This is a genomic window from Streptomyces sp. NPDC048197 (assembly GCF_043202395.1).
GTDB classification, from domain to species: domain Bacteria; phylum Actinomycetota; class Actinomycetes; order Streptomycetales; family Streptomycetaceae; genus Streptomyces; species Streptomyces siderophoricus.
This window is the reverse complement of sequence record NZ_JBIDAJ010000049.1, coordinates 1-14238: the sequence shown is the minus strand read 5'-3', so window position 1 is coordinate 14238 and position 14238 is coordinate 1. Positions and strand designations below refer to the sequence as shown.

The following is a 14238-nucleotide window of genomic DNA, read 5'->3' as shown; positions in this document are numbered from 1 at the left end:
CGGAAGCATGCGTTCCCCGGTCTGCGGGCAAGTGAACCCTACCCAAGGGTTTGTGTTTTTCCCGGAAAAGCGGTTTGCTTTCCGTCGTAATCCGCATTCGATGAAAGGGAAACCGGTGGCACAGAAGGTTCAGGTTCTTCTTGTCGACGACCTCGACGGCGGCGAGGCCCACGAGACCGTGACGTTCGCGCTCGACGGTAAGGCCTACGAGATCGACCTCTCCGACAGCAACGCCGAGAAGCTGCGTGAGTCGCTCGCGGACTTCGTGAAGGCCGGCCGTCGTACCGGTGGACGTTCCGGCGGTCGCGGCAAGGCCCGTGCGGCGGCTTCCGCCGGCAGCCAGGACACCGCGAAGATCCGCGCTTGGGCGAAGGAGAACGGCTACAACGTCAATGACCGCGGCCGTGTCCCCGCCGACATTCGCGAGGCATTCGAGAAGGCCAACGCCTGATCGCCGCACACGCGGTCCGATTGGGCATTACGAGCACGCAACAACCGGGCACGGTGGCACTCCGTCGCCGCCGCGCTCACAAGCCGTACGAGGTCGGGGACGCCTCCACCGTCCCCGATTCCTGTCCCGAACCCCGTGGCGGGCAGGGAATTCTCCGCCTCGTGCCCGGTCCGGGGAGGTCGCACCCATACCGCGGCCTCCCACGAACCGAATGCAGCAGGTGATGAGGGGCCGAAGGGGAACGCCGGTGCGGGCATCCTGCCGCCGGCCCCCCGCGCCGTGAGATCCCCGGCGAGTGCGCCCCACTCCAGCCATTCCAGGATTCCCGGAAGTTCCTCGGCGCCGCCCGGCGCGACGAGAACGAGCAATTTCGGCCGGTTACCCGGACGGTTCGCGTCGCCTCCCGGCCGCAGCAGTGCCACCGGGCCCAGCAGCGGCCACCGCCGCAGCACCGCGCTCCCGGCGCCGGCCGGCATCTCCAGCACGTCGAAAAGCACCCCGGTCAGCAGCTCCAGCGGCTCCGTGGGTGCCGTCGGCCATCCCATGACGTCCTCGTACCGGTGACGGGCGGCGCGGAGCGGGCCCAGGAGGTCCGGCGGACCGGAGTCCTCGTGGGGGCCGTAGGGGGTGCGGGGGCGTGGGAGCACGCGGGGCATGACCGGAGCAACTGCCCGCGACCACGGAAGTTACGGTGAGTACGGGTGTGCATACGTGCCGTGCTCGCGTAAGGGTTCGGTGAGGCTTCCGGCGGCGTGCGGATGTTCGCCCGTAGCGGATGGAAGCGGCCCGCGCCGCATGGAGTGTCAGAGGCAGCGGGTAAGACAGTCTCAGTGGGAAGAGACGGTGTGACCGGCGCACGAAGCGCCTCGGCCCGGCTTTCGGCGGGATGCGGGCGGCGTGTCGGGGAAGGGTGCGTTCGCCACGGGCGTAGTGGCGGAGGGCGTATATGCCTGGCCTGCGGGAACATCGTCTCGCACCATCGAGTTGGAGCAGATGTCAGCTGTTCGGCAGTAAATTTCCCCGCCGGAGCGGGGGTGATCCGGACGGGTGTCGGCAGTTGGAATGAGCTGTCCCGCCCCGCGGGACTAGCATGCGGAAGGACAGGGAGGGGACCGACCCCTAACTGCCTGACCGCTCTGAGGAGCGATTAACGATGTTCGAGAGGTTCACCGACCGCGCGCGGCGGGTTGTCGTCCTGGCTCAGGAAGAAGCCCGGATGCTCAACCACAACTACATCGGCACCGAGCACATCCTCCTGGGCCTGATCCACGAGGGTGAAGGTGTCGCCGCAAAGGCCCTGGAGAGCCTCGGCATTTCGCTTGAGGCGGTCCGTCAGCAGGTGGAGGAGATCATCGGTCAGGGCCAGCAGGCCCCGTCCGGGCACATTCCCTTCACCCCCCGTGCCAAGAAGGTCCTGGAGCTGTCGCTCCGCGAGGCCCTCCAGCTCGGCCACAACTACATCGGCACCGAGCACATCCTGCTCGGCCTGATCCGCGAGGGTGAGGGCGTCGCCGCCCAGGTCCTCGTGAAGCTGGGCGCCGATCTCAACCGGGTGCGGCAGCAGGTCATCCAGCTGCTCTCCGGCTACCAGGGCAAGGAAGCCGCCACGGCCGGCGGCCCCGCCGAGGGCACGCCCTCGACCTCCCTCGTCCTGGACCAGTTCGGCCGCAACCTCACGCAGGCCGCTCGCGAGACCAAGCTCGACCCGGTCATCGGGCGCGAGAAGGAAATCGAGCGCGTCATGCAGGTGCTGTCGCGCCGTACCAAGAACAACCCGGTCCTCATCGGCGAGCCCGGCGTCGGCAAGACGGCGGTCGTCGAGGGCCTGGCGCAGGCCATCGTCAAGGGCGAGGTGCCCGAGACCCTCAAGGACAAGCACCTCTACACCCTCGACCTCGGCGCCCTGGTCGCCGGCTCCCGCTACCGCGGTGACTTCGAGGAGCGCCTGAAGAAGGTCCTCAAGGAGATCCGCACCCGCGGCGACATCATCCTGTTCATCGACGAGCTCCACACCCTCGTGGGTGCGGGCGCCGCCGAGGGCGCGATCGACGCCGCCAGCATCCTCAAGCCCATGCTGGCCCGGGGCGAGCTGCAGACCATCGGTGCCACCACGCTCGACGAGTACCGCAAGCACCTGGAGAAGGACGCGGCCCTGGAGCGCCGCTTCCAGCCCATCCAGGTCGCGGAGCCGTCGCTGCCGCACACGATCGAGATCCTCAAGGGCCTGCGGGACCGCTACGAGGCGCACCACCGCGTGTCCATCACGGACTCCGCGCTGGTCGCCGCGGCCACCCTGGCCGACCGCTACATCTCCGACCGCTTCCTGCCGGACAAGGCGATCGACCTGATCGACGAGGCCGGCTCCCGGATGCGGATCCGCCGGATGACCGCGCCGCCGGACCTGCGCGAGTTCGACGAGAAGATCGCCGACGTGCGCCGGGAGAAGGAGTCCGCGATCGACTCGCAGGACTTCGAGATGGCCGCGGGCCTGCGCGACAAGGAGAAGCAGCTCCTGTCCGCGAAGGCGAAGCGGGAGAAGGAGTGGAAGGCCGGCGACATGGACGTCGTCGCCGAGGTGGACGAGGAGCTGATCGCCGAGGTCCTGGCCACGGCCACCGGCATCCCGGTCTTCAAGCTCACCGAGGAGGAGTCCTCGCGTCTGCTCCGCATGGAGGACGAGCTCCACAAGCGCGTCATCGGCCAGAAGGACGCCATCAAGGCGCTCTCCCAGGCCATCCGGCGCACCCGTGCCGGCCTGAAGGACCCCAAGCGTCCCGGTGGCTCGTTCATCTTCGCCGGCCCGTCCGGTGTCGGTAAGACCGAGCTGTCCAAGACGCTGGCGGAGTTCCTGTTCGGCGACGAGGACGCGCTGATCTCCCTCGACATGTCGGAGTTCAGCGAGAAGCACACCGTCTCCCGGCTGTTCGGTTCGCCCCCCGGCTACGTCGGCTACGAAGAGGGCGGGCAGCTCACCGAGAAGGTGCGCCGCAAGCCGTTCTCCGTGGTGCTCTTCGACGAGGTCGAGAAGGCCCACCCGGACATCTTCAACTCGCTGCTGCAGATCCTGGAGGACGGTCGCCTGACCGACTCCCAGGGCCGGGTCGTGGACTTCAAGAACACCGTCATCATCATGACGACGAACCTCGGCACGCGGGACATCTCCAAGGGCTTCAACCTCGGCTTCGCGGCCCAGGGCGACACCAAGTCCAGCTACGAGCGGATGAAGAACAAGGTCAACGAAGAGCTCAAGCAGCACTTCCGCCCCGAGTTCCTCAACCGTGTCGACGACACCGTCGTCTTCCACCAGCTGACCGAGGACGACATCATCCAGATCGTCGACCTCATGATCGCCAAGGTGGACGAGCGGCTGAAGGACCGCGACATGGGCATCGAGCTCAGCGGCACCGCCAAGTCGCTGCTGGCCAAGCGCGGGTACGACCCGGTGCTCGGCGCCCGTCCGCTGCGCCGCACGATCCAGCGCGAGATCGAGGACGCCCTCTCGGAGAAGATCCTCTTCAGCGAGCTGCGTCCCGGTCACATCGTGGTCGTCGACACCGAGGGCGAGGGTGACAGCGCCAAGTTCACCTTCCGCGGCGAGGAGAAGTCCGCCCTGCCGGACGCCCCGCCGATCGAGTCCGCGACCGGCGGTTCGGGTCCCAACCTGAGCAAGGACGCCTGAGCGGAAACGCCTCACCGCGCAAAGCGGCCATAGCGCCCCAACCGAATAAATCGGAGCAGGTGTCACGGAACTGCCCGGAATCGTACGAAACGATTCCGGGCAGTTCCGTTTCCGTTTGTGTATCCGCCGCATACGGGTGCGCGGTATACCGCGGATACGCACGATGCAGTAGATACGGATGAGACACCCGACGCGGCGGAGCCATTGTTCCGGCACTTCCCATAGCACTTCCGCAGCACTTCCGCGCCACTTCCCCAGCACTTCCGTGACGCTTCCGCGGGCTTCCGGAACGATTAGCTCCGGTGATTACCGCCGCACCACACGAATTCCGTCCGGAACCCCCTGCACCGGCGGAATACGGCGGCCGATCCACAGCGTGTCCAGATTCGGAAAGGCGGACAGCCACTCCATCGAAACGCCGAGGTCGTACGCGAGCCACAGCCGGGTCAGGCCCTCGGCCGGCGCGATGCCCTCGACCAGCTGGTCCGGCGTGAAGGGCCCGGCGATCCGCAGATGCGGACGGCCGCCCAGCCGGCGCAGCGCCTGCAGTTCCTCCGGGCCGGACACCGGGAAATACAGCTCGGCCGGATCGAGGTGGGCGATGATCTCGCGGGCATAGCGGGCCGTGTCGTAACGCCGCCACGCCCCGGCGAGCTGCGCCCGGATGTCGTGGTGCGCCCGGTCCCGCAGCCCCGTCAGATAGTCGATCGCCATGTCGTCCGCGATCGAGGTGGCGGTGATCGCCAGCAGCACCGCCTCCCGGTCCGGGACGTCCGTGGGATCCGGCAGCATCTCCAGCACGATCGGCCCGATCCAGCCCAGCGCCCGGGCCGCCGACGGCGTACCCGGGCGCACCATGTCCCGCGTGAAGCGCTGCACCCGCGCCCGGACCGCCGGATCCAGCTCCGCGGCGTGCTCCAGACACGCCGCCGCCAGCAGCTTGCGGTGCCGGGCCTCCGCGGCCCGCACACCCGGGTGCGGGGCCAGCAGCCCGTCCAGCAGTGCCGCGCACTCGTCCGGCCGGGCCAGCGCCACCGCCATCCGGATCACGTCCTCCCACGCGTCGTGGTGCGCGTGCTCCAGCAACAGCGTGAAATCGTGCCGCTGCACCACCGCCCGCGCGGACAGATAGTCCTGGAACGTACGGTGCACGAAGTCCACGGTGCCGGGCGTCGGCTCCCGCAGCAGCCCGGTCCGGTTGAGCAGATGCCGGAAGACCTCCTCCGGCCCGCCCTGCCGCGCGGCGTCCGGAACGGCCGGCAGATGCTCCGCCAGCGTCGCCACCGCCGTCGCCCGGTCCATCTCCGAACGGCCGTGGATCAGCATCCAATGGGCCAGCTTCTGCAGCAGCTGGATCTTCGGCTGCCGGGTCAGCTCCACCCCGTCGGGCGCCCCCATCGCCCGCTCCCGGTCCCGCCGCTCCAGCAGCATCGACAGCGCCGCGTCGTAGAGCTCCTTGCGGCCGTGCGGCAGATAACCGCGCCGGTCGCGGTGGAGGGCGCACAGCAGCCCGCACATCAGCGGATTGGTCGCCAGCCGCCCCAGATCGCGGGTGATCCGCACCGCGTTGAGCAGCGTCCGCTCGTAGTCGGCGAGCCGGTCGAGGTCGGCCGGGCGCTGCTGGGCCGCCGCCCGGTGCCAGCGCTGGATGAACGCGGCGACGTCCTCCCGGCTCATCGGCGCCAGCGCAACCTCCGCGAAGCCCTCGCCGGCCAGCCAGTTGCCGGGCACCGCGGACGGACGGGAGGTGACGATCCAGACGTTGCCCGGGTAGCGGCCGGCCCACTCGCCGAGCTTGCGGCGCAGCTGCTCCCGCTCCTCCTCCGGCGCCTCGTCGACCCCGTCGACCAGCAGCAGCGCCCGCCCCTCGGCCAGCACCCGCTCCGCCCAGCCGGCCGGCGCCCGCTCCGCGTCCTGATGGCCGACGGCGTCCAGGAACGTCTCAGGATCGGGCAGCCCCGCCCGCGCGAAACGGCGCACCGGCAGCAGGAACGGCACCCGGCCGCGCAGCTCCGCCAGCGCCTCCGGCAGCTCGTCGCGGGCCGTGGCGACGGTCAGCCACTGCAGCAGCGTCGTCTTGCCGGACCCGGCCACCCCGCGCACCAGCACCCGACCGTGCCCGGCCAGCGCCCGCTCGGCGGGCAGCGGCGGATCGTCCTCCGGGGACCCCGGCTCGCACTGCAGCCCCAGATAGGCGGCGTCCAGCGGCCAGCTGTCCGGGGAGTGCGCGAGGTCGATGCCGTAGATGGTGAGGTGGTTGTGGAGGGCAGCGGTGCGCCGCGCGTACTCCTCCTCGAAGGCGGCCTCGTCGACGGCGGCGCCGCCGGGGCCGGCACCGATGGCGTCGCTCGCGCGGTCCGGCGGTGCGGCGGCGGGCGCGGCGCCCGGCCCGTGGATCAGCTCGGCGAGCGTACGGGTCTGCTCCGGGAGGGTGTGGGCCACGTACGGCGAGCGCCGGGTCAGGAAGTAGAGGACGTGCCGGGCCACCACGTCCACCAGCAGCCCGTACAGCCGCGCACGGTCCCCCGCGAGCCGGCGGGCGGCGCCGGGCACCTGCGCGCACAGCCGGCGGGCGAACTCCGCGGGCAGCAGCCGCGCCGCGTCGACGTCGTCCATCCCGGTCCCGGCCAGCGCCCGCAGCGTACGGGCCAGCGCGGCGGCCAGGTCCGGGTCCGCGCCGCCGGTCGCCTGCTCGACGAGGGACCCGGCGAGGTCGTCCAGCCCGGACCCGCTCAACTCCGGCTTCTCACCGGCGAACGACACCAGCAGCGCGATCGGAACGGGCCGGCCGACCAGCTCGGTGACCGGCCCGTCGGTGCGGAACAGCTTGCGGACGAGGGGATCGACGGTGTGCGGGGCGAGACGTGCGGCGAGGCTCGTGGGATCCATGGACTTCCCGTAACTGCGGTACCGGGCAGGGAGGTTGGGCGCCTGTGGTGCGGTCCGGCCAGCCTAGGCGCGGGGGCGGGGAAAGAGCGTGAGTTCGGTGTTCGGCGGGAGCGCCGGGATGGGGTCGGGGCGGAGGTAGGAGAGGAAGAGCTGCCGGAGGTCCCGGAGGCCGGTCAGTGGGGGAAGGGTGAGGGGGGCGTCGATCATGCCGTAGAGCTGGAGGGTGTGCAGAGCGGGGAAGGCCGGGAGGACGGTGCGGACCAGGCGGCTCAGTGTGGACGCGGGGAGGCGGGCCATGTTGAGAAGGCTGAGCGAGCCGACCTGGGGCAGCCGCAGGCCCTCAGGAATGCCCGGGGAAACCGCGTCGTGGGCCAGACCGAACGAGAAGAACTCCAGGTCGGACAGGCGGGTGAGGGCGAGCCAGTCGCCCTCGGTGAGGCCGTCCGCCAGCCGTTGCAGCTGGACGCTCCGCAGGCGCGGCCAGGAGGCGAGGCCGGTGAGGCCGGCGGGGACGGGATGGCCGAGGGTCAACCCTGTCAGCGGGGCGTCCGCGGGGAGCGCCGTCAGGCCCTCGGGCGGCAGCGGGACCATCAGCATCAGGCTCTCCAGCCGGTCCAGCAGCCCGAGGTCCCGGGGGCAGCGCTCCGTGCTGTCGTCCGTGCCGGAGACGGAGAGGCTGCGGAACAGCGGCAGGTCGGCGAGCGGGGCGACGCTGTCGAGCTCTTCGTGGTCGGTCAGGGTCAGATGGGTGATCTGCTCGGTCGGCAGCCCGTCGAGGAGTTCACGGAGCGGGAGGGTGCCGACGGCGTTGATGCGCGGCCGGCCGCCGAGCCTGGCGAGGGCCCGGACGTCCTCGGGCGTGCCGAGGGTGACGGCGCACGTGCCGGGGAGGTGCCGGAGGACCGCGTCGGCGTAACGGTCGGTCTCGAAAGCGTGCCATTCCAGGGCGAGTTGGCTCTGGACGAGCGACGCGGGGTGCCCCCGGAAGCGCTTGACGACCCCCAGCCCCGCATCGGTGCCGACCAGCGCCGCCGTCGCCACCACCTCCTGCGCCTCGTCCTCCTCCAGCCCCTCCGGGCCCGGCAGCAGCTCCACGACCAGCGGACCCACCGAGGCCAGCAGCCGCGACTCCTCCCGGCTCCGCGGCGGCAGGATCGCCCGCGCCCGCGCGTTCACCTCCTCCCGTACGGCCGGGTCGAGTTCCGTCGCGTGCTCCAGGCAGGCCAGGGCGAGCAGATGGACCCGCAGCCGGGTCGGCGCGTCGGCGGTGGCGTCTCCGTGGGCGAGCAACTCCCTTAGGAGTTCGGCCCGTTCGCGCGGCCGGGCGTGTGCCACCGCCATCCGGATCACGTCCTCCCACTGGACGTCCTCCGCATGCGCCACCAGCAGCCCGATGTCACCGTCCTCGACAGCCGCCTTGGCGCCCAGGTAGTCCTGGAACGTGCGGTGGACGAACTGCACCGAACCGGCCACCGGCTCGCGCAACAGCCCGCTGCGCAGCAGCAGATGACGCAGCACCGCCGCCGCGTCCCCCTGCCGGGCGGCCGCCGGCACCGCCGGCAGCGCCTCGGCGACGATCCGCTCGGCCCGGTCCCGGTCCAGCTCCGTCCGGCCGTTGCGGATCAGCCAGTACGCCAGCCGCTGCAGCAGCTGGATCTGCGGCTCGTCGTTGAGCTCGATGCCCGTGGGGGCGGCCATGTCGCGTTCGCGGTCGCGGCGGGAGAGCAGCATGACCAGCGCCGCGTCGTACAGCTCCTTGCGGCCGGTGGGCAGGTAGCCGCGCCGGTCGCGGTGCAGGGCGCAGATCAGCCCGCACATGAGGGGGTTGGTGGCGAGCCGGGCGAGGTCCTGCTTGGTGTGGACGGCGGCCAGCAGCGACTGCTCGTACGCGTCGAGGCGGGCGGGGTCCTCGGTGCCGCGGCGGGCCGCGTCGTGCCAGCGGCCGATGAACGCGGTGACCTCGGCGCGGCGCAGCGGCGCCAGCGTCAGCTCGTCGAAGCCGTCGGCGGCGAGCCAGTCGTCGCGCACCGCGGAGGGCCGGGTGGTGACCAGCCACAGGTTGTCCGGGAACGCGTCGAGCAGATCGCGCAGCCAGCGCCGGGCCCGGTCGCGCTCGCGGTCGGGGATCTCGTCCAGCCCGTCGACGAGGAGCAGGCCCCGCCCGGAGGCCAGGATCCGGTCGGTCCAGCCGTCGGGCCGGGCGCCGGACAGCGGGCAGCCGACGGCCGCGAGGAAGCGGTCCGGGGTGGGCAGTGGCGCACCGTCGCGGGTGAGGGTGCGCAGCGGCAGCACGAACGGGATCCGGCCGTAGAGATGGGGGAGGGGCGTCTCGCCGGGGGCCTTGGTGCAGGAGACGGCCAGCCACTGCACGAGGGTGCTCTTGCCGGAGCCGGCCACACCGCGCAGCAGCACCCGGTCGCGGCCGGCCAGGGCCTGGTCGGCGGGGAGGGGCGCCGGGGCGCCGGCCGGGTGGGCGGCGTCCTCCTCCCACGGGGCGGTGGTCTCCGGCCCGCGCCCGGCGGCCGGCGTCGCCGCGAGGCTCATGTACGCGGCGTCGAGCGGCCACCGGTCCGGGGAGTGGGTCAGGTCGATGCCGTAGATGGTGAGCCGGCTGTGTTTGCGCGCCACGTAGGTGAGATAGCTGCGCTCGAAGGCGAGGTCCGCCGCCCGCGGGGACGGATGCCGTTCGAGGAACGCGTCCATGGTGGTGATCAGGCCGTCCAGGCTGCGGCTCTGCTGGACGAGGGTGCGCGCGACGAAGGCCGAGCGCCGGCTGAAGAAGTGCACGATGTGCAGGCAGGCGGTGTCGAGCAGGGCGCGGTGCAGCAGCTCGGCGTCCCGGGACAGGCCGCGGGCGGCGGACGGAGCCGCGGCGAGCAGGCGGCCGGCGAGGGCGGAGGCGCCGAGGCGGACGGCCTGTACGTCGTCCATGTCGAGGTCGCCGAGGGCGTGCAGGGTGGCGGCGAGCGCGTCGGCCACGGCCCGCTCCTCGTCCTCCGGGACCGGCCGTTCACCGGGCCCGCAGCTGCGTAACGCCCGCTGCACCAGCTCCGCGGCGAGTTTGTGCAGGTCCTTGCGGGTGAGGGTGCGCTGCTCGCCGGTGAAGGAGACCAGGGCGGAGATCCGTACGGGGGCCGGGACGAGGCCGGCGCCCGGGCCCTCCTTGACGAAGAGCTTCCGGACGAGCGGGGCCACCGCGCCGGACGCGAGCCGGATACCCACTGCTGACGGGTCCATCGTGTGCGCCGCCTCCCCCATGGCCGGTGATCCGCGGCCGGTGGTCCGTGACCGGTGACCCGCGGCCGGTGGTCCGTGACCGTGATGTGGCCGGTGATGTCGTGGGGCCAGGCTAGCCGGGACGGTGTGGCGGCGGTCACGGAATTCGCCACCCCGGGGCCCCGGACAATCCCCCCGCAATAACCGGATCAGCGCCCGCGAGTAATGCCGGTCACAGCCTTCCGGTAATCCAGGTCACATCGTCCGGGTAACCCAGGTCACAGAAAAGCCGGACCGGTGGTGACATGGCGCACAGCCGGTTTCGGGCCTACTAGCGGAATTAGAAGAAGGCGCGGGCGGGGATGCGGGGGTTTTCCGGGGCCGGAGCGGGGTGTGGCGGGGGGGGCGGCCCGAGCGGGACCACCACTTGGGCAAGGTGCGGGTAAAAGCCCTGATCGGCAGCCATTTTGCCGGCGGCCCCGCTGTCCGGAATGCGGTGATTCGTACGGGTCATGCAAAGGCCCGGGCGGAATGCAAGAGGCTTTTTCCCGACGGCTTTCGTACGGGCCTGCCTAGTAGCAGGGGCTCTTGGCGGGGCGGCCCGGACCGGTTACCAAGGAATGGCGCTTCCGGGCCGCAGCCGGACTCGCGAAATTCCTGATCTCCCTGATCCACCCGATCTCGCAGATCTTCCTGATCGAATTCCGGAAGGAAAAAACCCGCATGTCGAAGTTCGCCGCCATTCGCCATTCCAAGAACTCCGCCGGTACTCCGAAGACCGCGAAGTCCCTGCTGCGCCGCCGGGCCGCCGTGGTGGCCGCCGGTGTCGGTGTGACCGTCGCGCTCGGCGCCGGTGCCGCCTCCGCCGCCGATGGTGGTCTGCTGGGCCTCACCTCGCACGTCGGCTCGACCGTCAGCGCGCAGGCCGACGCCCAGGCCAAGGCCGCCACCAGCGCCAAGGCCGCCGCGGCCAAGGCCAAGAAGGACGCGGCCAAGAAGGCCGACGCCTGGGTCAAGCCGGTCGACAAGTACACGCTGGGCGAGCCCTTCGGCATCCCCGGCAGCCACTGGGCGCACAAGCACAGCGGCCAGGACTTCGTCGTGCCGAGCGGCACCGCGGTCAAGGCCGTCCACCAGGGCACCGTCATCAAGGCCGGCCCCTGGGGCGGCGGCGACGGCCCGGCCTACGGCAACGCCATCGTGATCCAGCACGCCAACGGGGTGTACACCCAGTACGCGCACCTGTCAGCGATCCAGGTCCACGTCGGCCAGCAGGTCGGCGCCGGGCAGCAGATCGGCCTGTCCGGCAGCACCGGCAACTCGACCGGCCCCCACCTGCACTTCGAAGTCCGCACCGGCCCCAACTACGGGTCGGGCATCGAGCCGACCGGATTCCTGCGGGCTCACGGCGACGCCGTCTGAGCTGAATCCGGCCGGGCTGGCCGGCGGTTCGGCGGGTTTGCCGCCGTGACCAGTTCTGTGGCGACCTCGAGGATGGCCCTGCGCTTCTCCTCGGGGTCGCCTTCGACGTGCTGCATCGCGAACATGCCCGCGTGCATGGAGAAGAGTGCCGTGATGCAGCGCACCTGATCCGTCAGCTCCGCATCGTCCTCCTTCAGGAGGCCGAAAAGAGTCAGCATGCGCGCCTTGAAGGTCTCGCCGATGCTCAGATCGCGCACCGCGGCCTGGTTCTCCTGCATGAAGCGGAACAGCGGCTCGGCCGAACGCAGCGCCTCGTTGTAGCGGCGGATCACCTCGAGCTTCGTCTCCAGCGTCCGCGGCTGCCCCTCGGCCCAGGCGATCAGCTCGTCGCAGGGCCTGGCCAGGTCCTGGAACAGGCTGATGACGATGTCTTCCTTGGTCTTGAAGTGGTAGTACAGCGCCGCCTTGGTGACCTCCAGCTTCTCCGCGATCTCCCGGAGCGAGGTCTTCTCGTAGCCGTGCTCGGAGAACAGTTCCAGAGCGACGTCCTGAATGCGCTGGCGGGTGTTCCCACGGCGCGTCTGCCCGGTGCTCATGGTGCTCTCCTGCGTCGTCGGTGCTGGTGGGAGGCGTGCCCAGGACCGGGCCAAAGAAACTTACTTGACGCCCGGCTAGTTAGCGGCCTACCTTCCTCACTGTACTGAACTAGCCGGGCGGCAAGTAAGTAGGAGAGAGTGAGTGATGGGGAAGTCGCAGCCTGCGACCCCGACGGGGGACGGACGAATAACCGCGACCGGGGCGAATCCCCCGGACGCACCGCAGGGCAAAAAGCCTTCGAGCGTGCGGATGGTGGTCTTCGCGCTGATGATCGCGATGCTCCTCGCGATGCTGGACAACATGATCGTCGGCACCGCGATGCCGACCATCGTCGGTGAACTGGGCGGGCTGGAGCACCTGTCCTGGGTCGTCACCGCCTACACGCTCGCGACCGCCGCCTCGACCCCGATCTGGGGCAAGCTCGGCGACATGTACGGCCGCAAGGGCGTCTTCCTGACGTCCATCGTGATCTTCCTGGCCGGCTCCGCACTGTCCGGCATGGCCCAGGACATGGGCCAGCTCATCGGCTTCCGCGCGGTCCAGGGACTCGGCGCGGGCGGCCTGATGGTCGGCGTCATGGCGATCCTCGGCGACCTGGTCCCGCCGCGCGAACGCGGCAAGTACCAGGGCATGATGGCCGGCGTCATGGCCGTCGCCATGATCGGCGGCCCGCTGGTCGGCGGCACCCTCACCGACCACCTCGGCTGGCGCTGGAGCTTCTACATCAACCTCCCGCTCGGCGCGATCGCCCTGGCCATGATCACCGCGGTGCTGCACCTGCCGAAGAAGCGCTCCAAGGCCCGCATCGACTACGTCGGTTCCGCACTGCTCACCCTCGGCATCACCGCCCTCGTCCTGATCACCACCTGGGGCGGCACCGAGTACGACTGGCTGTCGACGCAGATCGTCGGCCTCGGCGTCTTCGGTGTCCTCGCCCTGATCGCGTTCGTCCTGGTCGAGCGCAAGGTCGCCGAGCCGGTGCTGCCGCTGCACATCTTCCGCAACGGCAACTTCTCGCTCGTCACCGTGATCGGCTTCCTCGTCGGCTTCGTGATGTTCGGGTCGATGACCTTCCTGCCGCTGTTCCAGCAGACCGTGCAGGGCGCCTCGGCCACCAACTCCGGCCTGCTGCTGCTGCCGATGCTGCTGGCGATGATGGTCGTCTCACTGTTCGCCGGCCGGGTCACCACCCAGACCGGCAAGTACAAGGTCTTCGTCGTGGTCGGCGGCGGCCTGATCACCGCCGGCCTGGCCGTGCTGTCCCTCATGGACACCGGCACCAGCCGCTTCACCTCGGGCCTCTACATGGCCGTGCTCGGCGCCGGCATGGGCTTCCTGATGCAGACCACGATGCTGATCGCCCAGAACAGCGTCGAGCTGAAGGACATGGGCGTCGGCTCCTCGTCCGCCACCCTCTTCCGCACCATCGGCGGCTCCTTCGGCGTCGCGATCCTCGGCGCGATCTTCACCAACCAGGTGCAGTCCACGATGGTCGAACGGCTCGGCAAGGCCGCCGGCGCCAAGATGACCGGCGGCGGCGCCCAGATGGACCCCAAGCGCATGGCCCAGCTCCCGCCGATGATCAAGGACGCGTACGCACACGCGGTGGCGAACGGCACGCACCAGGTCTTCCTGTGGGGCGCCCTGGTCAGCATCATCGGCTTCGCCGCCGCATGGTTCCTCAAGGAGGTCCCCCTGCGGGGCGGGGCCGCCCCCAAGGCGGCGCCTAGCCCGGAGGAGCGGGTGCCGGCGGCTGTCTGAGCCCCACGTACCTGGCTTTCCCGCCGCGGGTGTTGCTCGCCGTTGCGCTTTGCGGCGCCCCCGCACGTAGCCGTCTGTCCCGCCGCGGGTCGTCTCGCCGTTGCGCTTTGCGGCGCCCCGCACGTAGCTGGCCGTCCCGCCGCGGTTGTTGGTCGCCGTTGCGCCTGCGGCGGGCTGGGTTGTTGTTGGGTGCGGTGACGGGCCTCCGGGGCCTTGTTCGTGG

At 70.7% G+C, this 14238-nt stretch carries 8 protein-coding genes; 4 read left to right on the top strand and 4 right to left on the bottom strand.

What is annotated here, in order from left to right:
- Positions 1–115: 115 nt before the first annotated feature.
- On the top strand, positions 116–451 hold the full coding sequence (locus tag ACGF4C_RS36105; RefSeq protein ID WP_030416764.1) for an Lsr2 family protein: 336 nt from the start codon (positions 116–118) through the stop codon (positions 449–451).
- On the opposite strand, the gene ACGF4C_RS36100 is transcribed toward ACGF4C_RS36105, so the two are convergent.
- On the bottom strand, positions 382–996 hold the full coding sequence (locus ACGF4C_RS36100) for an SCO3374 family protein (RefSeq protein WP_393572416.1): 615 nt from the start codon (positions 994–996) through the stop codon (positions 382–384). The two genes, ACGF4C_RS36105 and ACGF4C_RS36100, sit on opposite strands and share 70 nt — an antisense overlap.
- A gap of 608 nt (positions 997–1604) precedes the next feature.
- Between ACGF4C_RS36100 and ACGF4C_RS36095 the strand changes: the two genes are divergently transcribed.
- Entirely contained in the window at positions 1605–4130 is a 2526-nt protein-coding gene (locus ACGF4C_RS36095) for an ATP-dependent Clp protease ATP-binding subunit (protein ID WP_030416763.1), read from the top strand.
- A gap of 306 nt (positions 4131–4436) precedes the next feature.
- Here the strand turns inward: ACGF4C_RS36095 and ACGF4C_RS36090 are convergent, their stop codons facing one another.
- Positions 4437–7019, bottom strand: coding sequence for an NACHT domain-containing protein (locus ACGF4C_RS36090; protein WP_393572377.1), 2583 nt, complete (start codon positions 7017–7019; stop codon positions 4437–4439).
- 63 nt (positions 7020–7082) lie between these two features.
- Positions 7083–10256: an NACHT domain-containing protein gene (locus tag ACGF4C_RS36085; protein ID WP_393572375.1), complete on the bottom strand. Its 3174-nt coding sequence runs from the start codon at positions 10254–10256 to the stop codon at positions 7083–7085.
- A gap of 702 nt (positions 10257–10958) precedes the next feature.
- Between ACGF4C_RS36085 and ACGF4C_RS36080 the strand changes: the two genes are divergently transcribed.
- Positions 10959–11657 carry a M23 family metallopeptidase gene (locus tag ACGF4C_RS36080; RefSeq protein ID WP_393572373.1) on the top strand — a complete coding sequence of 233 codons (699 nt, stop codon included), beginning with the start codon at positions 10959–10961 and terminating at the stop codon, positions 11655–11657.
- Here ACGF4C_RS36080 and ACGF4C_RS36075 read toward each other — a convergent pair.
- Positions 11639–12253: a helix-turn-helix domain-containing protein gene (locus tag ACGF4C_RS36075; RefSeq protein WP_351535509.1), complete on the bottom strand. Its 615-nt coding sequence runs from the start codon at positions 12251–12253 to the stop codon at positions 11639–11641. The genes ACGF4C_RS36080 and ACGF4C_RS36075 overlap by 19 nt on opposite strands.
- Before the next feature lie 145 nt (positions 12254–12398).
- Between ACGF4C_RS36075 and ACGF4C_RS36070 the strand changes: the two genes are divergently transcribed.
- On the top strand, positions 12399–14015 hold the full coding sequence (locus ACGF4C_RS36070; protein ID WP_393572370.1) for an MDR family MFS transporter: 1617 nt from the start codon (positions 12399–12401) through the stop codon (positions 14013–14015).
- Positions 14016–14238: the final 223 nt, after the last annotated feature.